Source organism: Streptomyces sp. NPDC048419 (assembly GCF_043200415.1).
Taxonomy (GTDB): domain Bacteria; phylum Actinomycetota; class Actinomycetes; order Streptomycetales; family Streptomycetaceae; genus Streptomyces.
Genome location: NZ_JBICXT010000006.1, coordinates 77,935 through 103,182, shown reverse-complemented (window position 1 = coordinate 103,182; position 25,248 = coordinate 77,935). Strand labels below are relative to the sequence as shown.

General features: G+C 68.6%; 23 protein-coding genes and 2 tRNA genes. 18 read left to right on the top strand and 7 right to left on the bottom strand.

The features are described 5' to 3' along the window. Nucleotides 1-88: 88 nt before the first annotated feature. The 7 genes from gnd to ACGFYN_RS15565 all read left to right on the top strand — a co-directional run bounded on the left by gnd (nucleotide 89) and on the right by ACGFYN_RS15565 (nucleotide 8,808). On the top strand, nucleotides 89-964 hold the full coding sequence (gene gnd / locus ACGFYN_RS15595; RefSeq protein WP_393866355.1) for a phosphogluconate dehydrogenase (NAD(+)-dependent, decarboxylating): 876 nt from the start codon (nucleotides 89-91) through the stop codon (nucleotides 962-964). Nucleotides 965-1,046: 82 nt separating this feature from the next. Beyond that, on the top strand, nucleotides 1,047-2,168 hold the full coding sequence (recF, locus tag ACGFYN_RS15590) for a DNA replication/repair protein RecF (protein WP_393866354.1): 1,122 nt from the start codon (nucleotides 1,047-1,049) through the stop codon (nucleotides 2,166-2,168). Continuing rightward, nucleotides 2,165-2,713, top strand: a complete 549-nt coding sequence (locus tag ACGFYN_RS15585) for a DUF721 domain-containing protein (RefSeq protein WP_393866353.1) — start codon at nucleotides 2,165-2,167, stop codon at nucleotides 2,711-2,713. Before recF ends, ACGFYN_RS15585 begins: the two co-directional genes overlap by 4 nt. A 374-nt stretch (nucleotides 2,714-3,087) precedes the next feature. Then, nucleotides 3,088-5,172 carry a DNA topoisomerase (ATP-hydrolyzing) subunit B gene (gene gyrB / locus ACGFYN_RS15580; RefSeq protein WP_393866352.1) on the top strand — a complete coding sequence of 695 codons (2,085 nt, stop codon included), beginning with the start codon at nucleotides 3,088-3,090 and terminating at the stop codon, nucleotides 5,170-5,172. 42 nt (nucleotides 5,173-5,214) lie between these two features. Beyond that, the gene (gene gyrA, locus ACGFYN_RS15575; protein WP_393866351.1) at nucleotides 5,215-7,806 is read left to right on the top strand and encodes a DNA gyrase subunit A; all 2,592 of its coding nucleotides are present in this window, start codon (nucleotides 5,215-5,217) and stop codon (nucleotides 7,804-7,806) included. 18 nt (nucleotides 7,807-7,824) lie between these two features. After that, nucleotides 7,825-8,607: a DUF3566 domain-containing protein gene (locus ACGFYN_RS15570; RefSeq protein ID WP_393866350.1), complete on the top strand. Its 783-nt coding sequence runs from the start codon at nucleotides 7,825-7,827 to the stop codon at nucleotides 8,605-8,607. 124 nt (nucleotides 8,608-8,731) lie between these two features. After that, nucleotides 8,732-8,808: transfer RNA gene (locus ACGFYN_RS15565), tRNA-Ile, on the top strand. A 250-nt stretch (nucleotides 8,809-9,058) separates the two neighbouring features. On the opposite strand, the gene ACGFYN_RS15560 is transcribed toward ACGFYN_RS15565, so the two are convergent. Then, entirely contained in the window at nucleotides 9,059-9,424 is a 366-nt protein-coding gene (locus ACGFYN_RS15560) for a DUF6344 domain-containing protein (protein WP_393866349.1), read from the bottom strand. Between the two features lie 328 nt (nucleotides 9,425-9,752). Between ACGFYN_RS15560 and ACGFYN_RS15555 the strand changes: the two genes are divergently transcribed. Both ACGFYN_RS15555 and ACGFYN_RS15550 read left to right on the top strand, forming a co-directional pair. Continuing rightward, on the top strand, nucleotides 9,753-9,881 hold the full coding sequence (locus ACGFYN_RS15555; RefSeq protein WP_003999697.1) for a DLW-39 family protein: 129 nt from the start codon (nucleotides 9,753-9,755) through the stop codon (nucleotides 9,879-9,881). 164 nt (nucleotides 9,882-10,045) lie between these two features. Further along, nucleotides 10,046-11,395 carry a hypothetical protein gene (locus ACGFYN_RS15550; RefSeq protein WP_393866348.1) on the top strand — a complete coding sequence of 450 codons (1,350 nt, stop codon included), beginning with the start codon at nucleotides 10,046-10,048 and terminating at the stop codon, nucleotides 11,393-11,395. A 102-nt stretch (nucleotides 11,396-11,497) separates the two neighbouring features. Here the strand turns inward: ACGFYN_RS15550 and ACGFYN_RS15545 are convergent, their stop codons facing one another. Both ACGFYN_RS15545 and ACGFYN_RS15540 read right to left on the bottom strand, forming a co-directional pair. Beyond that, complete coding sequence (locus tag ACGFYN_RS15545; protein WP_393866347.1) at nucleotides 11,498-13,039, bottom strand: protein kinase; 1,542 nt, start codon at nucleotides 13,037-13,039, stop codon at nucleotides 11,498-11,500. A 184-nt stretch (nucleotides 13,040-13,223) separates the two neighbouring features. After that, complete coding sequence (locus ACGFYN_RS15540; protein ID WP_384269150.1) at nucleotides 13,224-13,772, bottom strand: helix-turn-helix domain-containing protein; 549 nt, start codon at nucleotides 13,770-13,772, stop codon at nucleotides 13,224-13,226. 182 nt (nucleotides 13,773-13,954) lie between these two features. Between ACGFYN_RS15540 and ACGFYN_RS15535 the strand changes: the two genes are divergently transcribed. After that, a tRNA-Ala gene (locus ACGFYN_RS15535) sits at nucleotides 13,955-14,027 on the top strand. Nucleotides 14,028-14,125: 98 nt separating this feature from the next. On the opposite strand, the gene ACGFYN_RS15530 is transcribed toward ACGFYN_RS15535, so the two are convergent. Beyond that, complete coding sequence (locus tag ACGFYN_RS15530; protein WP_393866346.1) at nucleotides 14,126-14,845, bottom strand: ScbR family autoregulator-binding transcription factor; 720 nt, start codon at nucleotides 14,843-14,845, stop codon at nucleotides 14,126-14,128. Nucleotides 14,846-15,556: 711 nt separating this feature from the next. Beyond that, nucleotides 15,557-16,258 carry a DUF5324 family protein gene (locus ACGFYN_RS15525; RefSeq protein WP_393866345.1) on the bottom strand — a complete coding sequence of 234 codons (702 nt, stop codon included), beginning with the start codon at nucleotides 16,256-16,258 and terminating at the stop codon, nucleotides 15,557-15,559. 376 nt (nucleotides 16,259-16,634) lie between these two features. Here ACGFYN_RS15525 and ACGFYN_RS15520 point away from each other — a divergent pair, with 376 nt between their 5' ends. Both ACGFYN_RS15520 and ACGFYN_RS15515 read left to right on the top strand, forming a co-directional pair. Next, entirely contained in the window at nucleotides 16,635-17,168 is a 534-nt protein-coding gene (locus tag ACGFYN_RS15520) for a peptidylprolyl isomerase (protein ID WP_393866344.1), read from the top strand. 98 nt (nucleotides 17,169-17,266) lie between these two features. Continuing rightward, nucleotides 17,267-18,178 (top strand): rhomboid family intramembrane serine protease, encoded by a 912-nt coding sequence (locus ACGFYN_RS15515; RefSeq protein ID WP_393866343.1) that lies wholly within the window; start codon nucleotides 17,267-17,269, stop codon nucleotides 18,176-18,178. Between the two features lie 281 nt (nucleotides 18,179-18,459). Here ACGFYN_RS15515 and crgA read toward each other — a convergent pair whose 3' ends face one another. Then, on the bottom strand, nucleotides 18,460-18,714 hold the full coding sequence (gene crgA, locus ACGFYN_RS15510; RefSeq protein WP_393866342.1) for a cell division protein CrgA: 255 nt from the start codon (nucleotides 18,712-18,714) through the stop codon (nucleotides 18,460-18,462). A gap of 141 nt (nucleotides 18,715-18,855) precedes the next feature. Here crgA and ACGFYN_RS15505 point away from each other — a divergent pair, with 141 nt between their 5' ends. The 6 genes from ACGFYN_RS15505 to ACGFYN_RS15480 are packed head-to-tail and all read left to right on the top strand — an operon-like array spanning nucleotide 18,856 to nucleotide 23,061. Beyond that, a complete protein-coding gene (locus ACGFYN_RS15505) occupies nucleotides 18,856-19,635 on the top strand; it encodes a DUF881 domain-containing protein (protein ID WP_393866341.1) in 780 nt (259 codons plus the stop codon). 24 nt (nucleotides 19,636-19,659) lie between these two features. Then, nucleotides 19,660-20,352 carry a class E sortase gene (locus ACGFYN_RS15500; RefSeq protein WP_393866340.1) on the top strand — a complete coding sequence of 231 codons (693 nt, stop codon included), beginning with the start codon at nucleotides 19,660-19,662 and terminating at the stop codon, nucleotides 20,350-20,352. A 53-nt stretch (nucleotides 20,353-20,405) separates the two neighbouring features. Next, nucleotides 20,406-20,567 carry a hypothetical protein gene (locus tag ACGFYN_RS15495; RefSeq protein ID WP_393866339.1) on the top strand — a complete coding sequence of 54 codons (162 nt, stop codon included), beginning with the start codon at nucleotides 20,406-20,408 and terminating at the stop codon, nucleotides 20,565-20,567. After that, entirely contained in the window at nucleotides 20,564-21,202 is a 639-nt protein-coding gene (locus tag ACGFYN_RS15490; RefSeq protein WP_393866338.1) for an aminodeoxychorismate/anthranilate synthase component II, read from the top strand. Before ACGFYN_RS15495 ends, ACGFYN_RS15490 begins: the two co-directional genes overlap by 4 nt. Then, nucleotides 21,199-22,305: a class E sortase gene (locus tag ACGFYN_RS15485; RefSeq protein ID WP_393866337.1), complete on the top strand. Its 1,107-nt coding sequence runs from the start codon at nucleotides 21,199-21,201 to the stop codon at nucleotides 22,303-22,305. Before ACGFYN_RS15490 ends, ACGFYN_RS15485 begins: the two co-directional genes overlap by 4 nt. 12 nt (nucleotides 22,306-22,317) lie before the next feature. Further along, nucleotides 22,318-23,061 carry a class E sortase gene (locus ACGFYN_RS15480; RefSeq protein WP_393866336.1) on the top strand — a complete coding sequence of 248 codons (744 nt, stop codon included), beginning with the start codon at nucleotides 22,318-22,320 and terminating at the stop codon, nucleotides 23,059-23,061. 71 nt (nucleotides 23,062-23,132) lie between these two features. Here ACGFYN_RS15480 and pknB read toward each other — a convergent pair whose 3' ends face one another. Beyond that, nucleotides 23,133-25,121, bottom strand: a complete 1,989-nt coding sequence (gene pknB, locus ACGFYN_RS15475; protein WP_393866335.1) for a Stk1 family PASTA domain-containing Ser/Thr kinase — start codon at nucleotides 25,119-25,121, stop codon at nucleotides 23,133-23,135. Between the last annotated feature and the right edge of the window lie 127 nt (nucleotides 25,122-25,248).

Sequence of the window (25,248 nt, the reverse complement as noted above, 5' to 3'; positions counted from 1 at the left end):
CCACAGCTGTGCGCGAGGGTCCGGGTTTAGGCTCGGACACAGGTACGAACGTGCCCCACACGCCACACAGCAACCTAAGGAACAACTGATGGAGCTCGGTCTCGTCGGCCTCGGCAAGATGGGCGGCAACATGCGCGAGCGGATCCGCCGCGCGGGCCACACCGTCGTCGGATACGACCGCAACCCTGACCTTGCCGATGTCCACAGCCTCGCCGACCTTGTGGGCAAGCTCAGCGGCCCCCGCGTGGTCTGGGTGATGGTCCCGGCCGGTGCTCCCACCCAGTCCACGGTCGACGAGCTGGCCGAGCTCCTGGAGCCGGGCGACGTCGTCGTGGACGGCGGCAACTCCCGCTGGACGGACGACGAGAAGCACGCGGAGGAGCTGGCCGCCAAGGGCATCGGCTTCGTCGACTGCGGCGTCTCAGGCGGCGTCTGGGGCCTGGAGAACGGCTATGCGCTGATGTACGGCGGCGACGCGGAGGACGTCGCCAAGGTGCAGCCGGTGTTCGACGCCCTCAAGCCCGAGGGGACGTTCGGCGCGGTGCACGCCGGCAAGGTCGGCGCGGGCCACTTCGCGAAGATGGTCCACAACGGCATCGAGTACGCGATGATGCAGGCCTATGCCGAGGGCTGGGAGCTGCTGGAGAAGGTCGACTCGGTCACGGACGTGCGCGAGGTCTTCCGCTCCTGGCAGGAGGGCACCGTCATCCGCTCCTGGCTGCTGGACCTCGCGGTGAACGCCCTCGACGAGGACGAGCACCTCGACAGGCTGAAGGGTTTTGCACAGGACTCCGGTGAGGGACGCTGGACTGTGGAAGCCGCGATCGACCACGCCGTGCCGTTGCCCGCGATCACGGCCTCGCTCTTCGCGCGGTTCTCCTCGCGGCAGGAGGACTCGCCGCAGATGAAGATGGTCGCGGCGCTGCGCAACCAGTTCGGCGGCCACGCGGTCGAGACGAAGTAATCCACAGGACTAGAAGTAACCCACAGATCCGCCGGCCGCCCGGCCACGGATCCAGAGCGCAGGGGGAGGTCGGCGAACGACCATGCACGTCACGCATCTGTCGCTGGCCGACTTCCGCTCGTACGCCCGGGTCGAAGTACCGCTCGACCCGGGCGTCACCGCGTTCGTCGGCCCCAACGGCCAGGGCAAGACCAACCTCGTCGAGGCCGTCGGCTATCTCGCCACCCTCGGCAGCCACCGTGTGGCCTCCGACGCGCCCCTGGTGCGCATGGGCGCCGACCGGGCCGTCATCCGGGCCCAGGTCAGGCAGGGTGAGCGGCAGCAGCTCGTGGAGCTGGAGCTGAACCCCGGCAAGGCGAACCGGGCCCGTATCAACAGGTCCTCGCAGGTCAGACCCCGTGACGTGCTGGGCATCGTACGGACCGTCCTGTTCGCGCCCGAGGACCTGGCCCTGGTCAAGGGCGACCCCGGCGAGCGGCGCCGATTCCTCGACGAGCTGGTCACCGCCCGTTCCCCGCGGATGGCCGGTGTGCGCTCCGACTACGAGCGGGTCCTCAAGCAGCGCAACACGCTGCTGAAGTCGGCCGCGCTGGCCCGTCGGCACGGCGGCCGCTCCATGGACCTGTCCACACTCGACGTCTGGGACCAGCACCTCGCGCGCGTGGGCGCCGAGTTGCTCGCCCAGCGCCTCGACCTGATCGCCACGATCCAGCCGCTGGCCGACAAGGCGTACGAGCAACTGGCCCCGGGCGGCGGCCCGGTGGCCCTGGAGTACAAGCCGTCCGCCCCCGGCGAGGCGCACACCCGGGACGACCTTTACGAGCAGTTGACGGCGGCGCTCGTCGAAGCGCGCAAGCAGGAGATCGAGCGGGGCGTCACCCTCGTAGGGCCCCATCGGGACGATCTGGTGCTCAAACTGGGTCAGTTGCCCGCCAAGGGGTACGCCTCCCACGGGGAGTCCTGGTCGTACGCGCTGGCGCTGCGGCTGGCCTCCTACGACCTGCTGCGGGCCGAGGGCAACGAGCCGGTGCTCGTCCTCGACGACGTCTTCGCCGAGCTCGACACCCGCCGCCGCGAGCGGCTGGCGGAGCTGGTCGCCCCCGGTGAGCAGGTGCTGGTGACGGCCGCGGTCGACGACGACGTACCGCATGTACTGACCGGGACGCGGTACGCCGTGTCGGACGGGACGGTTGAGCGCGTATGACGAACGAGGAACCGGCCCCCAAGGCCGCCGAACCGTCCAAGGGCGCAGAGCCGTCCGGTGTCGACCTCGCGCGCGTGGCGCTCAGGGCGGCGAAGGAACAGGCACGCGCGCGTGGGGACGCGGCGCAGCAGAAGAAGCAGGCACGGCGCGGCGGCCTGCGCTCCGGCGCGCGCGCCGACGGGCGCGACCCCATGGCGCTCGGCGCTGCGATCAACCGGCTCCTCACCGAGCGCGGCTGGGAGACTCCGGCGGCGATGGGCGGAGTGATGGGCCGCTGGCCGCAGATCGTCGGCGAGGACGTGGCCAAGCACTGCGAGCCGGAGAAGTACGACGAGGACGAGCGGGTGCTCGTCGTGCGCTGCGACTCCACGGCCTGGGCGACGAATCTGCGCCTGCTGGCCCCGACGCTCGTCGCCCGCCTCAACGAGGATCTCGGGCACGGCGCGGTGCAGATGATCAAGGTGAACGGCCCCGGCGGCCCCGCCCGTCGCTACGGCCCCCTGCGCGCCCCCGGCAGCACGGGACCCGGCGACACGTATGGGTGACAGACCTCACATCCACAGGCCGTCGGCGTTCTCCACAGGGCGCCGGCGGCCGCTTCGTTGCACGCCCGCGTGCGGGTGCGAATCCCTACCTGACTCCCAAGTAGCCACGGGTTGACAGTCGGAAGCGCTGAGTGCCGCTGTGAGCCTCTTGGAGCCCTGCTCCGTATATGGGGACCCGGAAGACGCCGGTTGAGGGCGGCACATGAGGACTCAGGTACCGGCAAACCCCCATCACTGTCGGCGCTACCGGTAGACTGGAACCCAATCCCGCCCCACTCGTGGGGACCGTCCGGGAAAAGCTGAGCAACGCTGAACAAGGCTTACCAACGCAACATGCCGCAGCCGCTCCGGCAACCCGCCGACGAGCCTGGCTCGTGCTGTGCCAGAAAGGGCGCTTCGTGGCCGATTCCGGCAACCCCAACGAGAACATCCCGTCCACCGACGCCGGCGAGAACGGCGCGGTGACCTCGTCGAACGGCGAGGTCACCGCCTCGTACGACGCCAGCGCCATCACTGTCCTCGAAGGCCTGGACGCGGTCCGCAAGCGCCCCGGTATGTACATCGGTTCCACCGGTGAGCGCGGACTGCACCACCTCGTGTACGAGGTGGTCGACAACTCCGTCGACGAGGCGCTGGCCGGCCACGCGGACACCATCGACGTGACGATCCTCGCCGACGGCGGCGTCCGCGTCGTCGACAACGGCCGCGGTATCCCGGTGGGCATCGTCGCCTCCGAGGGCAAGCCGGCCCTCGAGGTCGTGCTGACCGTGCTGCACGCGGGCGGCAAGTTCGGCGGTGGCGGCTACGCGGTCTCCGGTGGTCTGCACGGCGTGGGTGTGTCCGTCGTGAACGCGCTGTCGGCGAAGGTCGCCGTCGAGGTCAAGACGGACGGTCACCGCTACACGCAGGACTACAAGATGGGCGTCCCCACGGCGCCGCTCGCCCAGCACGAGGCCACCGAGGTGACCGGCACGTCGGTCACCTTCTGGGCCGACCCGGACATCTTCGAGACCACCGAGTACTCCTTCGAGACGCTCTCGCGGCGCTTCCAGGAGATGGCGTTCCTCAACAAGGGTTTGACGATCAAACTCACTGACGAGCGCGAGTCGGCGAAGGCCACCAGCGGTGCGGACGAGGCGGGTGCGGACGAGAAGGACGAGGTCAAGACCGTCACGTACCACTACGAGGGCGGCATCGTCGACTTCGTGAAGTACCTCAACTCCCGCAAGGGGGACGTGGTCCACAACACGGTCATCGACCTCGAGGCCGAGGACAAGGACAAGAGCCTGTCCCTCGAGGTCGCGATGCAGTGGAACAGCGGCTACAGCGAGGGCGTGTACTCCTTCGCCAACATCATCCACACGCACGAGGGCGGTACGCACGAGGAGGGCTTCCGCGCGGCCCTGACCTCGCTGATCAACAAGTACGCGCGCGACAAGAAGCTGCTGCGCGAGAAGGACGACAACCTCACCGGTGACGACATCCGTGAGGGTCTGACCGCGATCATCTCGGTCAAGCTGAGCGAGCCGCAGTTCGAGGGCCAGACGAAGACCAAGCTGGGCAACACGGAGGCCAAGACCTTCGTGCAGCGGGCGGTCTACGAGCACCTCAACGACTGGCTGGACCGCAACCCGGTCGAGGCCGCGGACATCATCCGCAAGGGCATCCAGGCGGCCACCGCGCGCGTGGCGGCCCGCAAGGCCCGCGACCTGACCCGCCGCAAGGGCCTGCTGGAGTCGGCCTCCCTGCCGGGCAAGCTGTCGGACTGCCAGTCCAACGACCCGATCAAGTGCGAGATCTTCATCGTCGAGGGTGACTCCGCCGGCGGCTCGGCCAAGTCCGGCCGCAACCCGCAGTACCAGGCGATCCTCCCGATCCGCGGCAAGATCCTGAACGTGGAGAAGGCCAGGATCGACAAGATCCTGCAGAACCAGGAGATCCAGGCGCTCATCTCCGCGTTCGGCACGGGTGTGCACGAGGACTTCGACATCGAGAAGCTCCGCTATCACAAGATCATCCTGATGGCGGACGCCGACGTCGACGGCCAGCACATCAACACGCTGCTGCTGACCTTCCTGTTCCGCTTCATGCGGCCGCTGGTCGAGGCCGGGCACGTCTTCCTGTCCCGTCCGCCGCTCTACAAGATCAAGTGGGGCCGGGACGAGGTCGAGTACGCCTACTCCGACCGCGAGCGCGACGCCCTGCTGGAGATGGGCCGCCAGCGCGGCAAGCGCGTCCGCGAGGACTCGATCCAGCGCTTCAAGGGTCTCGGCGAGATGAACGCCGAGGAGCTGCGCGTGACCACCATGGACCAGGAGCACCGCGTCCTCGGCCAGGTCACCCTCGACGACGCCGCCCAGGCCGACGACCTGTTCTCGGTCCTGATGGGCGAGGACGTCGAGGCCCGGCGCCAGTTCATCCAGCGCAACGCCAAGGACGTCCGGTTCCTCGACATCTGAGTCGGTCTCAGCTGACCGCACCAGGAAGGATCTTCACCAGCAATGGCCGACGAGAACACTCCCGTCACCCCTGAAGAGGGCGGCGACATCGTGATGCGCATCGAGCCCGTCGGGCTCGAGACGGAGATGCAGCGCTCGTACCTCGACTACGCGATGTCCGTCATCGTCTCGCGTGCGCTGCCCGACGTCCGGGACGGTCTCAAGCCCGTCCACCGCCGCGTCCTGTACGCCATGTACGACGGCGGCTACCGCCCCGAGCGCGGCTTCTACAAGTGCGCCCGCGTCGTCGGCGACGTCATGGGCAACTACCACCCGCACGGCGACAGTTCGATCTACGACGCGCTGGTCCGCCTCGCGCAGCCGTGGTCGATGCGGATGCCGCTGGTGGACTCCAACGGCAACTTCGGCTCTCCGGGCAACGACCCGGCGGCGGCCATGCGCTACACCGAGTGCAAGATGGCGCCGCTGTCCATGGAGATGGTCCGTGACATCGACGAGGACACCGTCGACTTCACGGACAACTACGACGGCCGCTCCCAGGAGCCGACCGTCCTGCCCGCCCGCTTCCCGAACCTGCTGATCAACGGCTCGGCCGGTATCGCGGTCGGCATGGCGACCAACATCCCGCCGCACAACCTGCGCGAGGTCGCGGCCGGCGCCCAGTGGTACCTGGAGAACCCGGAGGCCTCGCACGAGGAGCTCCTGGACGCGCTCATCGAGCGCATCAAGGGCCCGGACTTCCCCACCGGCGCCCTCGTGGTCGGCCGCAAGGGCATCGAGGAGGCGTACCGCACGGGCCGCGGCTCGATCACCATGCGCGCGGTCGTCGAGGTCGAGGAGATCCAGAACCGCCAGTGCCTGGTGGTCACGGAACTGCCCTACCAGGTCAACCCCGACAACCTCGCGCAGAAGATCGCCGACCTGGTGAAGGACGGCAAGATCGGCGGCATCGCGGACGTCCGCGACGAGACCTCCTCGCGCACCGGCCAGCGCCTGGTCATCGTGCTCAAGCGGGACGCGGTCGCCAAGGTCGTCCTGAACAACCTCTACAAGCACACGGACCTGCAGACGAACTTCGGCGCCAACATGCTGGCGCTCGTCGACGGCGTCCCGCGCACCCTCTCGCTCGACGCGTTCATCCGCCACTGGGTGACGCACCAGATCGAGGTCATCGTCCGCCGTACGCGCTTCCGGCTGCGCAAGGCCGAGGAGCGGGCGCACATCCTGCGCGGCCTGCTGAAGGCCCTGGACGCCATCGACGAGGTCATCGCGCTGATCCGGGCCAGTGACACGGTCGAGATCGCGCGTACGGGCCTGATGGAGCTCCTGGAGATCGACGAGATCCAGGCGAACGCCATCCTCGAGATGCAGCTGCGCCGGCTCGCCGCCCTGGAGCGCCAGAAGATCATCCAGGAGCACGACGAGCTCCAGGCGAAGATCACCGAGTACAACGAGATCCTGGCCTCCCCGGTCCGCCAGCGCGGCATCGTCAGCGCCGAACTCGCCGCGATCGTCGAGAAGTACGGCGACGACCGCAAGACGATGCTGGTGCCCTTCGACGGCGACATGTCCATGGAGGATTTGATCGCCGAGGAGGACATCGTCGTCACGGTCTCACGCGGCGGCTACGTCAAGCGCACCAAGACCGTGGACTACCGGGCGCAGAAGCGCGGCGGCAAGGGCGTGCGGGGCACGAAGCTGAAGGAAGACGACATCGTCGACCACTTCTTCGTCTCCACCACCCACCACTGGCTGCTGTTCTTCACCAACAAGGGCCGGGTGTACCGCGCGAAGGCGTACGAGCTGCCCGACGCCGGCCGGGACGCCCGCGGCCAGCACGTCGCCAACCTGCTGGCCTTCCAGCCCGACGAGGCGATCGCCGAGATCCTCGCCATCCGCGACTACGAGGCGGTGCCGTACCTGGTCCTGGCCACCAAGGGCGGCCTGGTCAAGAAGACGCCTCTGAAGGATTACGATTCGCCGCGTGCCGGCGGCGTCATCGCGATCAACCTCCGCGAGATGGAGGACGGTTCCGACGACGAACTGATCGGAGCCGAGCTCGTTTCGGCCGACGACGATCTGCTTCTGATCAGCAAGAAGGCTCAATCGATCAGGTTCACCGCCACGGACGACAGCCTCCGGCCCATGGGCAGGGCCACCTCGGGTGTCAAGGGCATGAGTTTCCGTGAGGGCGACGAACTTCTGTCGATGAATGTTGTTCGACCCGGTACGTTCGTGTTCACTGCCACAGACGGCGGGTACGCGAAGCGGACCAACGTCGACGAGTACCGCGTTCAGGGTCGCGGCGGCCTCGGCATCAAGGCTGCCAAGATCGTGGAGGACCGCGGATCGCTCGTCGGCGCGCTGGTGGTCGAGGAGGCCGACGAGATCCTCGCCATCACGCTGTCGGGCGGTGTGATTCGTACGCGAGTCAGCGAGGTCAGGGAGACGGGCCGTGACACCATGGGCGTCCAACTGATCAACCTGGGCAAGCGCGATGCCGTGGTCGGCATCGCTCGAAACGCCGAGGCGGGACGTGAGGCGGAGGAGGTCGACGGCGATGCCGTGGACGAGACCGCCGAGGGTGCCGCGGACACCGGCACGGACGAGGGTGAGGCGCCCTCGGCCGAGTAGCACGAGGAGTGAGTCATCGTGAGCGGAGCCACGGGCGCCGGATCTGCCGGTACCTCCACTGGTACGGACGCGGACGGCGGCGGCCGTGGCTCCGCCGCGCGTGCGGCGGATCCGCACACCACCCAGCTGCGCAAGATCGACGCAGGCGCGGCCGACCCGTCCTCGCCCGACACTCATGGATCCCAGGGGGGAACTGTGACGGGCTCCCGAGGCCCGCAGACCCAGCAGCACGAGGCTGGAGCGGGCCCGGCCGCACCGGGCGCCCAGCCCCAGCCCGCGGCGCAGCAGCCGGCCTCGCCGCTCCCCGGGGAGCGACAGCCGCAGCAGCCCGCCGGGCCCTACCACCCGCCGCAGGCCTACCAGAACCAGCAGGCCCCGGCCCCGGCCGGCGCCGTGCGGCGGCCGCGCACCGGAGCGCGCACCACGCCCCGCATCCGCAAGGCGCGTCTGCGCGTGGCGAAGGCCGATCCGTGGTCGGTCATGAAGGTGAGCTTCCTGCTCTCCATCGCGCTGGGCATCTGCACGATCGTCGCGTCCGCCGTGCTGTGGATGGTGATGGACGCGATGGGCGTCTTCTCGACGGTCGGCGGCACGATCTCCGAGGCGACCGGCTCCAACGAGTCGAACGGCTTCGACCTGCAGTCCTTCCTGTCCCTTCCGCATGTCCTGACGTTCACGTCGATCATCGCGGTCATCGACGTCGTCCTCGCGACGGCTCTCGCGACCCTCGGCGCGTTCATCTACAACCTCTCCGCGGGCTTCGTCGGCGGTGTCGAGCTGACGCTCGCCGAGGACGAGTGACCTTCACCCCGACGGCCGTTCGAAACCTCTGCCGCCGGCCCTGGGACAACCGATTTTGGGACTGCGTACGTCGTGCGCTAATCTTCAGGGGTCAGCGCGCGGGACATACACCGCAGAGCGCGGCGGGGCTATAGCTCAGTTGGTTAGAGCGCATCCCTGATAAGGATGAGGCCACAGGTTCAAATCCTGTTAGCCCCACCAGCGAGAAGACCCCCGGTCCACAGGACCGGGGGTCTTCTGTCGCTCCAGGGGTGTCGTTCCAGGGGAGACCTGGGCACGGTCCACGCGTGATGGCGACCGTGGTTGCCGTAGTGGGAGGGTCGCAGGCCGGGGTGGTCGCAGTCATGAGCTCACAACAGCGAAAGACCCCCAACCGGCTGCCGGTTGGGGGTCTTCCTGAGGCGGATTGAGTACGCAAACTCGCCGCTGGGTCGGAGATGCGGGGCGGGGCTCAGAGTTGGAGGGGAGTGCCTTGCTTGGGGACGGTGACGAATGCGTCCGTCGGCAGGTCGATCTCCATGCTCACGGTTCCCGCGCACTCGTCCGTGTCCGCCTGCGGCCGGAGCCGGCAGCTGGGTGCCTTTCCGTGGGCCTCGGCGTGGATGCGCTGTTTCATCGTGGGGGGCAGGGCGCCGGCGCTGGACCAGGACCATTGGGGAACCGTCGGCATCGTCGCCGGAGGGGTGCTGTTGCTGGTCGGCTCGGTCTGCGTTACCGCCGCGGCGGCGGTCGTCGTGATGAGTCCGAGCGCCGTGCACAGCGCGAGGAAGGCGGTGACGATGGCGGTCCACAGCTTCATGACCTGGTTCTGGGCCATGGCCCCTCACTTTCGGGTCTGGGCGATTTGCGTACTTTCCTCATGATGTGTATGTGGGCCGCGAAGTGTTGGACCAACGCCCGCGCCGTGTCGAAGTTCCGATGAACACCACTCGGATGGGCGTAAACAGCAAGAAAAGATAAGAACCGGGTGCAAAGTCACCGCGCGTGAGGATGTGATCACCCTCAGATCGGAGCGCCGACGTCCCGTTCTACGGCGTTGTGCCGGACGGGAGTTGGGGGCCCACGCAGGTCACCGATCGGTATCGGTCGGTGTGTATAGTCGGGCGCCAGAGGTCCCCTACGTCAAGGAAAGACGAGGTCGCGCGGTGAAGAAGCTTCTCCTGGTCGCACTGGCCGCCATCGGCGGGCTCCTCGTGTACCGCCAGATCCAGGCGGATCGCGCCGAGCAGGATCTGTGGACGGAGGCGACTGACTCCGTGCCCACGGGTTCGTGAGTATCGACAGCGGAATCTGAGCAGACCCCGGCCGTCCTTGCGGTCGGGGTTTTGTGTTGCCCGGATGAGGCGCGTCCGGGCGGGGCAGGATGGGCCACGGTCCGGCTGACGCCCGGGCGCTGCGGTCCGGGTGGGGACCGGGGGACGAGGAGGGGTGGCGCGTGATGGGGCGGCGTACGGCGTGGTGGCGCGCGGCGGCTCGGCGAGGGCGTCCGTCCGCACGCGTGCGCGTGGCGGCCGCCGCGGCGGTGCTGTACACGGTGGCGATCCCAGCGTCCTGGCCCGCCGAGGCGGCCCCTGCCACGGGAGTCCCGAGCGCCTCCGGCCCCTCCGCCGCCTCCTACGCCTTCGCTGAGGGCGCCCAGAGTGTCGACGGGGCGACCGGGACGACGGACGCCCCCCGCCTCCAGATCGGCAAGACCTACCGCAGCTCCCTCTCGAAGGGCGCGAAGGTCTACTACAGCTTCGACCTCGACGACGACTCGAACACCTACGTCTCCGCCACGGCCGTCCCCGGCAAGGGCGCCAAGCTCTCCGTGACCGACGGCATCAGGGTGTCGGTGCAGAACACAGACAGCAATTCCTGCTCGTACCAGGGCGCGAGCTTCGGCGCCGCGAAGAGCCCGCACCCCGTCACGGCCTGGGGCGCCCGCACGGTCTCCCCGGCCAACCCGGTGTGCAAGGGCGCAGGCACGTACTACGTCGTCGTCGAGCGCGTCGGTATGGCGGACTCCTCACCCGGCCGCTGGGACCTGGAGCTCACCGCCGTGTCCGAGGCGCCGGTGAACAAGGCCGGTTCGACCAGCGCGCCCAAGGTGTGGGACTCCGCCTCGCCCACGCCCGCCCAGGGCGCGCCCAGGACCAGTCAGGGCGGCGCCGGGTACTCCCGCGCGACCGCCGTGGGGCAGGGCGTCTGGCGTGCCGACATCTCGCCCGGGCAGACGCTCTTCTACAAGGTCCCGGTCGACTGGGGCCGGCAGCTGTCCGCCACCGCCGAACTCGGCACCGCGAGCGGCGGCGGCCAGGGCTATGCCGTCGACGCGCTGGGTCTGGCGCTCTACAACCCGGTGCGCGCCCACGTCGAGGACACGAACGTCGGCTACGACGGAAAGCAGCAGTCGCTCTCCCTCGCGCCGGTGCCGCCCGTCGAGTACGCCAATCGCTACGCCGTCGGCGACCAACTGAGCGGGATGCGCTTCGCCGGCTCGTACTACCTCGTGCTGCACCTCGCCAAGGGGGTGGCCGACGAGTTCGGCGACGGGCCGTTCGGGCTGACGCTGCGCGTACGGCTCGAGGGCACCGCGCAGGACGGTCCCGGGTACGCGGGGCAGTCGGTGCCGCGGAACGTCTTCGAGGTCACGGACGAGGACCGGCAGAACGCGGCGGCGGGGGGAGCCGGGGGCGGGAACGCCGCGATGACGGCGGTCGCCGTCGGCGGGATCGGCGCGGGCACGGTGGTGCTGGTCGGCCTCGGGGTGTGGACGGTCACGGCACGGCGGCGGGCGGGAGCCTGAGCCAACGCGGGCCAGCGGTGGGCCAACCGCTCGGACGCGGGCCGGACGCGGGCCGGTGGCGGGTGAACCGCTCGGACGCGGGCCGGTGGCCGACGGTCGGGCTCAGATCCGGGCCAGCGCCCAGAACCCCACGGCGTAGCAGGCCAGCGCGAGCATCAGGAGCGGGATCGCCACCTTGACGGGCGGGCCTGGACGGCGTGCGGGGCGGGCGCGGTGGTTGCGGCGCGTGGGCTCCTGCGAAATCTCCTGGCCCGGAGGCGGAACCTGGGGGACCTGGGCGGTGTACGAAGCAGTAGAGGCATCGTCGCGATGGTGCGGCCCCGGATTCAGGGCCTGAGCGGAGTACAGCGGTGCGTGCGACTGGGGGGAGGGCAGCACATGCGTGGGGTCGTGGGGGGAGACGTAGGCGGGCTGCTGGTGGCGGCCTTGATGGGGCTGTGCCTGGGGCGTCTGCGCGTGGGGCGGTGTCGCCGTCTGTGGAGCGGGAGTCCGGGCGGAGGAGACGGTCGACTGCGGGGGCGGCAGATGGAAGCTCCCCGTGTCCGACATGGAGGGCGGCCCCGTGGGGGCGGACGACTCGGACTCGGGCCCGTTGTCCTGGCGCGGGTCGCGCGGCGGCGCGTCACCTGTGGGCGATACGGCGCCTGCGCCCGACGCGGACGGCAGAGAGGACCTGTCTGCCTCAACGGGCCACGAGGAAGCCTCACTTGTTCCGGTCCCGGAGGTGTCCGTCCCCCTCCTGGCCGCGACGCCCGGTGCCGGCTTGAGAGGCCCGGTCGGACCGAACCCGGGCGGCAGCGGCCCGAGTTGGTCGAAGATCTCGATCAACTCGTCGTCGGGGCCGGGGTTCGGCAGCAGTTCGGCGGCCGTGGCGAGCGCTTTGCGCGCCCCTGTGGCCGTACGGAACCGGGCCTGCGGGTCGGGCTGGAGCAGCGTGGCCACGACCTCCCACAGGGGCTCGGGGATGCCCTTGGGGGCGTTCGGCGTCCCGTGCGCGGCGAAGTACTGCACGAGCGCCTTGGCGTCCGGCTTGGCACCCTCCAGCAGATACAGCGCGACCAGTCCTACGGCGAACAGGTCGGCGGGGAAGTCCGGTTCCGCGCCCATCATTTGCTCCGGCGCGAGATAGCCCGGCGTGCCCACGACGAGGTTGGTCTCCGTCAGGCGCGGCTCACCCAGCCGCATGGCGATGCCGAAGTCGGACAGCCGCAGCCGCGGCCGGCCCGTGCCGGTGGCCTCCAGGAGCACGTTGGCGGGCTTGATGTCGCGGTGCACGACGCCTTCCCCGTGCACCGCGGACAGCCCCGACAGGAGCTGGTCGATCAGGATGCAGACATAGCCCGGGGGCAGTGGGCCGTAGTCCCCGATCACATGGGCCAGGGAGCCGCCGGCCACGAGGTCCATGGTGAACAGGACCTTGTCGTCGTCGGCGGCCCAGCTGGCAGGAGCGAGCACATGGGGGTGATCGATCCGCAGGGCCTGTTCGCGGACGAAGCGCAGCAGGGAGTGCGCGTCGCTCTGCTGAAGCACCTTGGCGGCCACATAGCGGCGGCGACGGTGGTCCCAGGCGCGCCAGACGGCGCCGACCCCTCCGCGTCCGATCGGGTCGACCAGTTCGTACCGGCCGGCGAAGACCTCACCCATGGCTGTGCGTCGCTCCTCCCCCTGCGGCTACCCCCCTTGCTTGCCCCTCGACGAGCGATACGACTCCCCCTTGCGCCCCCTCGCGTCGTTTCTCGAAGCGTGTGATGAGTGATACGGACCCCCGGCGCTTCTCCGCGGCCGTCGGCCCGGCTGCCGAACCCCCTTCGGCGACCGGGCCTTGGGCTCAGCTCTGGTGCGCCTGGTAGTGCGTGACGGCGTCCGAGGTGCGGCCGGCGCCGTACACCCGGAGGAACTCTGCCAGTTCCGGGTGGCTCGGGGCGAGAGTGTCCGCGGCGTCGATGATGTCGCCCGCGGCGGCCACGGAGCGCAGCAGCGACTGGATCTCACGGACCACCCGCTTGACCGTGGGCGCGCCCGAACTGCTGGTCGTGGTCGTGGTGTTGCTGAGCACCGATCCCCCCTGCGACTTCTTGATCTCTTCCATACGCTCCGTGGCCTCGGCCGCGCTCACGCTGCCGTCCGCGACCTGCCCCGCCAGGTCCTGCAGCAGCTGCACCCGCTGTACGACGGCCGGGTTGCCGATCTTCGCCCGCTGGCCGCTCATGAGCTGTGACAGCATCGGCGCGGACAGGCCAAGTACCCCCGCGAGACGGGCCTGGTTGAGGCCCAGATCTTCTATGAGCTTACGGAAGAGCGCCCCCAACGGCTCCCCGTACCAGTTCCGCTGCAGTTCCCGCGCTCTTGCGGTGGCTTCCTGCTGTGCGGCGTCCATTGCGTCTCCCCATCGCTTCCCCAAGTACTGTGGTTCGCTGTAGCGAACCACGCCGAGCATCTTACGAAGCGTGGTGGTTCACGGGGACCCCTCAATCTTTTTGCGAGATCCCGGGGGTGACCCGGTACTCTGGTCTGCGGCGCCCGCCGGTACGCGGTTTTTCCGGGGGATGCTCCCGTTCCGGGGCCTTAGCTCAGTTGGTAGAGCGCTGTCTTTGCATGGCAGATGTCAGGGGTTCGACTCCCCTAGGCTCCACGGCGAAAAGCCCCTCCACCTGCGGAAACACAGGGGGAGGGGCTTTTGCGTAGCCGGACTCGCCCACGTGGTCCCGGCAGGCGTCCCGGTGGATCGCCTCAGACGGTGCCGGCTCCGACCTCGGCCTCGGCTCCCGCTTCGGTCTCGGCTTCGGCTCCCGCCCCGGTCTCTGCCTCGCTCCGGGCGCCGGCCCGTGCGGTCGCGGTCACAGCCGCCGGATCCGTGGCGCCCTCCGGGCGCAGCCGGGCGATGGTGGCCGGGTGGGCGACGGACGGCAGGATGTGACGCCACATCACGGCGACGCGTGCGTGCAGATCGGCCCGGCGGTTGATGGCCTCGGACACCAGCTGGACGCCGGTGAAGGTGGCGACGATGAACTCCGCGCTCTCCCTGGCGACGACCTGGGGCAGCACCTCTCCCTGCTCCTGCCCCTCGGTCAGCAGCCGGGTGGTGAGGTCGAACCAATCGCCCCACGGATGGGTGCCGTTGAAGAAGACGCCCTCGATGGACAGCCGCGTGCCGGCCCGGGCGATGGCGTCGTGGCGCAGGCCATGGGCGAACTGGTGGGTGATGTCGATGATCGACTGCACGGAGGAGAGCCCGGGCTCCACGCTCACCAGGCCGGTCTGCTCGTCCATGATCGCCTGGGCGAGCGACTCCTTGGAGGGGAAGTGGAAGTACATCGCGCCCTTGGTGACGTTCGCCCGGCGCAGGATCTCCGAGGTGGCCGCACGTTCGTAGCCGAACTCGGCGAACACGCTCGCCGCGGCATCCACGATCGAGCGCCGTGTCTGCAGCGCGCGAGCCTGCTTGGCCATTGCTTTCCCTCCGGCCCGTCGTTTTGCGCCAACTCTACCCGACCAGCCGGTCTGTTTCTGGAAGGCGTTCTTCGAGGTCAGGGAGGGGTTATGTGCCGCCCCTGACGGTCCTTCTGGTCTGCCGGTGAGCTGAGACACAGAGCCTGCGGCACGGTTTGACAGCGAGAAGAGACCATACGGTCTGTTTTCGGCTGGACGAGCCTGCACAGTCAGCCGTGACCGAGGCCGTTCTCGTCGTCGGAGGCACGGGGGTTCATCGGCTCCGCCGCGCTGCGGGCCCTGGCCGACCCGCGGCAGCGATCCGTCATGGTGAAGGGAGCCGGTCAGACGGATGCCAGACGGGTCGGCGGCGACGAGGCGCGGTGCCGGGCCCGGCTGTCGCTGGTGGCGGTCGACGACCTGGGCCAATTGCTGGTCACTCGGTCGGCCTGCCGCTACCCGGCAAGTGGCTTGACCTCGACGCCTACCTGGCGCGTCCGCGTGAGGCCCCCGGGAAGGTCAGCGTGCACCAGGCCGGTCTGCTGGCCGAGGACCGCTGGCACCCCTCCGCCCTCCACGAGCGACGCCGTTGCCGGGCGGACGTGTTTCACGTGAAACACAGCCGTGAGGCGGGGGCGTGAGACTCAGCTGTGGGACACGGACGTGAACGCAACCGTGGGACGGGAGACCCTCAAGTCTCCCGTCCCACGGGGAAGTTCGGCACCCGAAAGATCATCGACCGTCGTCGTGCTTCGCGGCCTCCTCCTCGGCTTCCTTGGCCTGCACTTCCGGGTCCAAAACCGACTTGCCGCTGCCGTCCACCGACGTCAGCCGGCTCGACTCCGGAACCTCGGTTGCCGCGGGCGGTTCGACCAGCCAGTCGGGGTTGGCCTGCTTGTCCCACCACTTCCAGGCGGCGAAGGCGCCGCCCGCGACCGCGCCGACCACCAGCAGGAACTTCACGGCACGGCCGGCCCTCGCGCGCCGCTCGTGCTTGCGGACCAGCTTCTGGATCTCCTTGGACGACACCTGGCCGCGCAGCGCGACCAGCGCGGCGGCACCGCGTGCGGCGGCCTCGTCCCTCATGGGGCCGGCGGCGGCGACCGCCTGCTCAAGCCTGGGCCGGGAATAGTCGGCGGCCTGCCGGGCGGCCAGCCGGGTGCGGACGGCGGCCTCATGGGCCGCCTGATCGACCTTCGGCGGCACATGCGTCATGGCCTGCTCAAGGCGTGGCGCGACGTGGGCGTCGTACTGGACGCGGGCCTGATCGGCGGCCTGCGACACCTTCGGCGCGAGCCGTACGCGTGCCTCGTGTGCGTAGTGCGCGGCCCTGTCCTTGGCCGTGTCGGCGTAGGGCGCCACCACTTCCGCGGCGTGCAGCACGCTGTCCTTCGCCGAACCGGTCGCGGCGCGCACGCTGTCGATGCGGGTCACGGGTTTCCTCCTCCTCGGTGGCGTACGGTATTTCGACTTTCCACCCTTTTACGGATCATGCCTTCCAACAGACCCCGGGGCATGTGAGGGCGGGCATCCGGGTCATGCGAACCGACTCCGGACCGACACTGATCAAGAACCGACCAAGAGCCGATCAAGAGCCGAGCGAGTCCAATAGAGGATGAATACGGGGCAACAGGCGCTTGTCGTCGACAATGCCACGGATCGCCGCCGAGCGCCCCCGGCCCGGACGGACTCGACTGTTTTTACTGCAACCGACTTCCCCATATCCGCGTCTGTAGACGGCCGTCAGGGCACGAGTGACGTGGGCCGTGCGAGGATCGGGGCGGCACAGGAAGACAACGGAAGGCACATCGTGGCCGAGCAGCTCTACGCCACTCTGAAGACCAACAGTGGCGACATCGAAGTCCGGCTTCTGCCGAACCACGCGCCCAAGACGGTCCGCAACTTCGTCGAGCTCGCCACGGGTGAGCGGGAGTGGGTCAACCCGTCGACGGGGCAGAAGTCCATGGACAAGCTGTACGACGGCACGGCCTTCCACCGGGTTATCAGCGGATTCATGATCCAGGGCGGTGACCCGCTGGGCAACGGCACGGGCGGCCCCGGGTACCAGTTCGAGGACGAGTTCCACCCCGACCTCTCCTTCAACAAGCCCTACCTGCTGGCCATGGCCAACGCCGGCCCGGGCACCAACGGCTCGCAGTTCTTCATCACGGTCTCCCCCACGACATGGCTGAACCGCAAGCACACCATCTTCGGCGAGGTCACCGACCCCGCCAGCCAGAAGGTCGTCGACGCGATCGCCACCGCGCAGACCAACCCGCGGACCGACCGCCCGCTCAACGACGTCGTGATCGAGTCGGTCGTCGTGGAGACCCGCCAGGGCTGACTCGCCGCAGGGCAGGAACCAAACGCCCCGCTCATCCGTAAAGATGGGCGGGGCGGTGCTTTTGTGCACAGCGCACCAACGACGACGTAGGGGAACTCATGGACCAGGCGCCAGGCAGCCCGCAGGGCCCGGAGGATCAGGGGCCCCAGCACGCCCAGAGCCTGCCCTGCTGCTACCGCCACCCCGACCGCGAGACCGGCATCCGCTGCACCCGCTGCGAGCGACCGATCTGCCCCGAGTGCATGGTCAATGCCTCCGTGGGCTTCCAGTGCCCCGAGTGTGCCCGCGGCGACTCCGGCACCGGTCACTCTCCGGCGGCGTCCCGCCCTCGCACGCTCGCCGGCGGAAGCGTGGCCGCCGATCCGCGGCTGGTCACCAAGGTGCTGATCGGTCTCAACCTGGCCGCGTTCCTGGTCCAGATGTCCGTCGGGGACCGCTTCACCAACCGGTTCGAGCTGATCGGCCAGGCCTACGTGCCCCTCCTCGGCGGCGTCGAGGGCATCGCGCACGGTCAGTACTACCGGATGCTGACTGCGATGTTCCTGCACGGCAGCTACATCCACATCCTGTTCAACATGCTCAGCCTGTGGTGGATCGGGGGTCCCCTGGAAGCCGCGCTCGGCCGTGCCCGCTACATGACGCTCTACTTCGTCTCCGGAGTGGCCGGCAGCGCGCTCACCTACCTGGTCGCCGCCCCCAACCAACCCTCCCTGGGCGCCTCCGGCGCGATCTTCGGCCTCTTCGGCGCGACCGCGGTCCTGATGCGGCGCCTCAGGTACGACATGCGGCCGGTCATCGCGCTGCTGGTGATCAACCTGATCTTCACTTTCGGCTGGAGCAACATCGCCTGGCAGGCCCATATCGGCGGTCTGGTCGCCGGCGTGATCACCGGCTACGCGATGGTGCACGCCCCGCGTGAGCATCGCACCCTCGTGCAGTACGGCACCTGTGCGTTCGTGCTGGTCGTCGTCGTGGTCATGACCCTGGTCAGGACGTCCCAGCTCACCTGATGTGCCTGGTTGTCCACAGCGGGTGGCGAATCTTGTGCATAGTGTGCAGGAACAGCTGTGCCCCCTGTCACTGACCGTGTTTATGCAGGTCAGGCAGGGGGCGAACAAGCTTGCGAAGAGCCTTGTGATGGTCGTACCGGCGTCAATGCCCGATGAGTTATCCACAGATCGTCGTTCTTTATCCCCAGGGGCTCTGTGGATTTTTCTTCAGGCTGTGGATAACTCAGCGGATAGCCCTGGGCAGAGCTATGTTCACCGGGTCGTGGCCGTGTCTTCGACCGCTACTTCCACTGCGTGGAGACGCCGAATCCGGCGGCGATGAAGCCGAAGCCCACCACGATGTTCCAGTTGTCCAGAGCGTCGATGGGCAGGGAGCCGTCGCTGACATAGAAGACGACGATCCAGGCGAGCCCGATGATGAACATGGCGAGCATCACGGGCGCGACCCACGAGCGACTGGTCAGCTTGATGCTGGTCGCCTGCTTTGCCGGCGGCGGCGTGTAATCGGCCTTCTTGCGGATACGTGACTTCGGCACGAGGGTCTCTCCTGTCGATGCGCTGCGTGGCCGCGCAGGGAACTGTGGCTGGCTCCGGGGCAGCGTACAAGGGGACTCTTTGGCTCCCCCGGGCGTCCGTTAGCGTAGTGCTTCCGCGGCGCCGAAGGAGATAAGGGTACGTTGAGCAATTCTGCCGACTCCCCCCAGGCCGGATCCAGCCCTGAGCGCAAGCGGGGTTTCCGGCCCGTGCGTGTGCTCACGGTGGCCGTCTTCGCCCTCGCGGGGCTCATTTTCTTCACCAGCTTCAACACGGCCAAGGGCACCAATATCCGCACGGACACGTCCTTGCTGAAGCTTTCCGACCTGATCCAGGAGCGCAGCCGCAAGAACGGCGAACTGGACGACTCCAACGCCCGCGTGCGCCACGAGGTGGAGTCCTTCGCCGAGCGGGACGACGGCAGCAGCAAGGCGCAGGACGAGAAGCTGGCAGGTCTGGAGAAGGGCGCGGGCACGCAGAAGGTGAAGGGCCGGGCCATCACCGTCACGCTGAACGACGCCCCGCCGGACGCCACCGCCAAGCTCCCCGGCTACCCCGAGCCGCAGCCCGACTACCTGGTCATCCACCAGCAGGACCTGCAGGCCGTGGTGAACGCGCTGTGGCAGGGCGGGGCCAAAGGCATCAAGGTGATGGACCAGCGGCTGATCTCCACCAGCGCCGTGCGCTGCGTGGGCAACACCCTGATCCTCCAGGGGCGCGTCTACTCGCCGCCGTACAAGATCACGGCGATCGGCGACCCCGACAAGCTGAACAAGGCGCTCTCCGCGTCCACGGCGATCCAGAACTACATGGTCTACGTGAATGTCTACGGCCTCGGCTGGAAAGTCACCCAGGACGGGACGGTGACTCTGCCCGGCTACTCGGGCACAGTGGATCTGCATTACGCCAAGCCCGTGGAGTGAACCGGACCGTCTCGGGAGCTGCCGGTGCGTCTCGTCATCAGGACCGTCAGCGAGCTGTGCATCACCGTGGGCGCGCTGATCGTCCTGTTCGTCGTCTACATCCTGTTCTGGACAGGTGTGAGCGCAAACGGCGCGATGAACCACCAGATCGACGTCCTGCACGACCAGTGGTCCAGACAGACGGCGCACCCCACGGCGGCCGCCGGGTCCGGCAGCTCGGCGAGCCCCCCGAAGCCGGCGCCGTACGCCGCGGGAAAGCCCTTCGCGATCATGTACATCCCGCGGCTCGGTTTCACGTGGAACAAGCCCGTGCTGGAGAACACCGAGGTGAGCACCCTGAAGAAGGGGCTCGGGCACTACGCGAACACCGCCCAGCTCGGCCAGGAGGGCAATTTCGCGGTCGCCGGGCACCGGCGCACGTACGGCGATCCCTTCGTGGACTTCCCCAGGCTGCGGCCCGGTGACGCGGTCGTGCTGACCGACGGGACCACCTGGTTCACGTATCGGATCGACAAAGGCCCCTACAAAACCGTGCCCACGGACGTTGAGGTGATCGACCCTGTGCCACGTAAGTCGGGGTATACGCGCGAGGGCCGCTACCTCACGCTGACCACGTGTGATCCGGAGTGGGGACACAGCCATCGCCTGATCGTGTGGGGGCACCTGGATTCCACACAGCCTGTGGAGGCCGGGAAACCAGCGGCTCTGCGCCGTTAGTCTGGTGCGGGTACGGCGTGCATCTGGTGCCGTGACGGAACGGAAGGGACGGCATGTACGGCTGGATCTGGCGGCATCTGCCGGGGAACGCGTGGTTGAAGGCGCTGATCTCCCTCGCGCTGGCCCTGCTGGTTGTCTACGTCCTCTTCCAGTACGTCTTCCCGTGGGCCGAACCGCTGCTGCCCTTCAACGATGTGACGGTGGACAACCAGTGAGCGCCCGGATTCTCGTCGTCGACAACTACGACAGCTTCGTCTTCAACCTCGTCCAGTACCTCTACCAGCTGGGTGCCGTGTGCGAGGTGGTGCGCAACGACGAGGTGTCGACGGCGCACGCCCAGGACGGCTTCGACGGGGTCCTGCTGTCACCGGGCCCGGGCAAGCCGGAGGAGGCGGGCGTCTGCATCGAGATGGTGCGGCACTGCGCGGCGACCGGTGTGCCGGTCTTCGGCGTGTGCCTGGGCATGCAGTCGATGCAGGTGGCGTACGGCGGTGTGGTGGACCGCGCGCCCGAGCTGCTGCACGGCAAGACCTCGCTGGTCGAGCACGGGGGCAAGGGCGTCTTCGCCGGCCTGCCGACGCCGTTCACCGCGACCCGCTACCACTCCCTCGCCGCCGAGCCGCAGACGGTGCCGGCCGAGCTGGAGGTCACGGCCCGCACGCACGACGGGATCGTCATGGGCCTCAGGCACCGTGAACTCCCGGTGGAGGGCGTGCAGTTCCACCCCGAGTCGGTGCTGACCGAGCACGGCCACCGGATGCTGGCCAACTGGCTGGTGGAGTGCGGGTACCAGGACGCGGTGGCGAGGTCGGCGGGGCTCGCCCCGGTGGTGGGCAGGGCCACGGCGTGACCGCCCTGCGCCCCGAGCGCGAGTCCGGCGCCTCGTACGGGCAGGAGCCGTACGAGGCGTCCGGTGCGTTCGAGGACTGGTCCGTCGGGCAGCAGGCCTATCAGCCGCCGGCCGACGAGACCGCGTATCTGCCGCCCGCCGACGAGGAGACGGTGGCGCTGCGGATACCGGAACCGCCGCCCGGCGCGTCGATATCGGCCTCTGCCGCCTCAACAACCCCATCCGACACCGGAACCGCCACGGGCGGCCGTGCGGCCCGCAGAAAGGCCGCCAAGCGCCGTCATGGGCGTCATGGAGGGCACGCGGCAGGCGCCGCGGCGTCGGCGTCGGCCTCCGCTTCCTCTTCCGCGTCGGCTTCGGACGCCGGTGAGGCGATCTCGCGGGCGCCGCTCTCCCGCGTCGAGGCGCGACGGCAGGCCCGCGCCCGCAAGCCCGGCCCGGCGGTCGTCGTGAGCAGGGCCATGGGCGAGCTGTTCATCACCACCGGCGTGCTGATGCTGCTGTTCGTCAGCTACCAGCTGTGGTGGACGAACGTCCGGGCGCACGCGGCGGCGGACAAGGAGACCAGCAGCCTCCAGAACGACTGGGCGAGCGGAAAGCGCGCGCCGGGCACGTTCGAGCCGGGGCAGGGTTTCGCGATCCTCCACATCCCCGAGCTGGACGTGGTCGTACCGATCGCGGAGGGCGTCAGCAACAAGAAGGTGCTCGACAAGGGCATGGTCGGCCACTACAGCGAGGGCAAGCTGAAGACGGCGATGCCGTCCGCCAAGACCGGCAACTTCGCGCTCGCGGGCCACCGCAACACCCACGGCGAACCCTTCCGGTACATCAACCGTCTGAAGAAGGGCGACGAGGTCGTCGTGGAGACGCAGGACGAGTACTACGTCTACAAGATGACGTCGACGCTGCCGGTGACGGCGCCGAGCAACACGAGCGTGATCTCGCCCGTGCCGCCGCAGTCGGGCTTCACCGGGCCGGGGCGGTACATCACGCTGACGACCTGTACTCCGGAGTTCACCAGCAAGTACCGGTTGATCGTCTGGGGCAAGATGGTCGAGGAACGGCCGCGCAGCAAGGGCAAGCCGGATGCGCTCGTCGAGTAGGGACAGATGAACGTGGCAGCGACCACCGACGGCACTCAAGAGGACACCGACGCGCCCGGGGCGCCACCGGCACGGCGCCGACCGGGCCCCGTCGCGACGGCGGTGAGCGTCTTCGGCGAACTCCTCATCACGGCGGGCCTGATCCTCGGCCTGTTCGTCGTCTACTCCCTGTGGTGGACGAACGTCGTCGCCGACCGCAAGGCGGACAAGGAGGCCGACAAGGTCCGTGACACCTGGACCCACCAGGACACCGGCCCCGGCGCACTGAACACCAGGAACGGCATCGGCTTCCTGCACGTCCCGGCCATGAAGAACGGCGAGGTCCTGGTCGAGAAGGGCACCTCGACGAACGTCCTCAACAACGGCGTCGCCGGCTACTACACCGACCCCGTCAAGGCCGCCCTCCCGATGACCGGCAAGAAGGGCAACTTCACGCTCGCCGCCCACCGCGACGGCCACGGCGCGAAGTTCCACAACATCGACAAGCTCCGCAAGGGCGATGCGATCGTCTTCGAGACCCGGGACAAGTGGTACGTCTACAAGGTCTACGACATCCTCGACGAGACCTCGAAGTACAACGTCAAGGTCCTCTCGCAGGTCCCGAAGGAGTCGGGGAAGGCCAAGGCCGGCCACTACATCACGCTGACGACGTGCACCCCGGTCTACACGAGCCGCTACCGCTACGTCGTCTGGGGCGAGTTGGTCCGCGTCGACAAGGTCGACAGCAAGCGGACACCGCCGAAGGAACTGCGCTAGGCGCTCCTACGCCCAGAGCCCCGGTCCCCTGCGAACAGGGAGCCGGGGCTCTGGCGTAGCTGCCGGAGGAACTAGCCGGTACCGCCGAAGAAGTTGGTACCGCCGTTGTTGCCGCCGTTGTTCCCGCCGCCCCCGGCGGTCACCAGGTTCACCGCGGTGCCCTGGTTGACCGTGCTGCCCGGGGCCGGGTCCGAGGTGATGACGATGGCGTTGTCGTCTTGCGAGCCCTGGATGTTGCCCACCTGCAGGCCAGCCTGCTGGAGCGCGTTCTTGACGTCCTTGAGCTTTTGGCCCTGGAGATTCGCGGGGACCTGGACCTGCTGGTTCTGCTGGGCCTTGCCGATCTGGATGTTCACCGCGGAGTTCTTCTTGACCTGGGTGCCCGCCTGCGGGTCGGTGCTGACGACCTTGCCGACGAGGTTGGGGTCCTGGGTGTCGACCTCGGTGCAGTTGCCGGTCAGGTTGTTGGCCGTCATCTGCGCCTTGGCATCGTCACAGCTCTTGCCGGAGACGTCGGGGACGACGGACTTCTCGGCGGCCTTGGCGATGGTGAGGGTGATCGTGGACCCCTTCTCACGCTCCTTGCCGCCGATCGGGTCCTGGTCGAGCACCTGGTTCGCGGGCTCCGAGGACTCACGGGTGTTCGTCTCGACCTTGAACTGGTAGTCACCGCCCTCGAGCTTCTGCTTGGCCTCGTCGAGTTGCAGGCCGATCACGCTCGGGACCTGGACCTTCGGAGCGCCCGTCGACACCACGAGGTTGACGGTGGAGTTCTTCTTGACCTCGGTCCCCTTCGCGGGGTCCGAGGAGCAGATGTTGCCCTTGGTCTGGGACTCGCAGGGCTGCTTCTTGACGGTGCCCACTTTGAGGTCGCTGTTGGTGAGCTGGTTCTCGGCGTCGGACTGGCTCAGGCTGACGAGATTCGGCACCTTCACGGCGTCGTTCCCGACACCCCCGCCCCCGAACGCCCACTTGCCGATCAGGATCGCGCCCACCAGCACCAGGATGCCCGCCAGGATCAGCAGGATCGTGGAGGTGTTGGACTTCTTCTGGCGGCGGCGGTCCGGGCGGTCGTCGTAGCCGTAACCGCCGTCGTCCGGGTTCATCGGCGGCAGCATCGACGTGGCGCCGCCGTCCGCGGAGCGCAGCGCCGTGGTCGGCTGGTCGTCGCCGTAACCGCCGTAGCCGACCGAACCCATGGCCGCCGTGGCCGCGACGGGCTGGCCGTCGAGGCAGGCCTCGATGTCGGCGCGCATCTCGTCGGCGGACTGGTAGCGGTAGTTGGGGTCCTTGGTCAGGGCCTTGAGCACGATCGCGTCCATCTCGGGCGTGATCTCGGGGTCGAAGACCGACGGCGCCTGCGGCTCCTCACGGACGTGCTGGTAGGCGACCGCGACCGGGGAGTCCCCGACGAACGGGGGCCGCACGGTGAGCAGTTCATAGAGCAGACAGCCCGTGGAGTACAGGTCGGAGCGTGCGTCGACCTGCTCGCCCTTGGCCTGCTCGGGCGAGAGGTACTGTGCGGTGCCGATGACGGCCGCCGTCTGCGTCATCGTCATGCCGGAGTCGCCCATGGCGCGGGCGATGCCGAAGTCCATGACCTTGACCTGGCCGTTACGGGTCAGCATGACGTTGGCCGGCTTGATGTCGCGGTGGACGATGCCGGCGCGGTGCGAGTACTCCAGGGCCTGGAGGATGCCGATGGTCATCTCCAGGGTGCGCTCCGGCAGGAGCTTGCGGCCGGAGTGCAGGAGCTCGCGGAGCGTGGAGCCGTCCACGTACTCCATCACGATGTACGGGATCGAGACCCCGTCGATGTAGTCCTCGCCCGTGTCGTAGACCGCGACGATCGCGGGATGGTTGAGCGAGGCGGCCGACTGGGCCTCCCGGCGGAACCGGGCCTGGAATGACGGGTCGCGTGCGAGGTCAGCCCGCAGCGTCTTCACCGCCACCTGACGCCCGAGACGGGTGTCATGCGCGAGGTATACCTCCGCCATGCCACCACGACCGAGCACCTGGCCCAGTTCGTACCGGCCGCCGAGGCGACGCGGCTCTTCCATAGCTACCTACCAGCCCTCTCCGTCGGTCCCGGCCGTCACTCGTGTGCGGCCGGAGGCTGCCGTCCGGGCCTACCGTACCCGGATCGCATTGTGTGACCTGGCCAAGCCCGTCACCCGATACAGGACC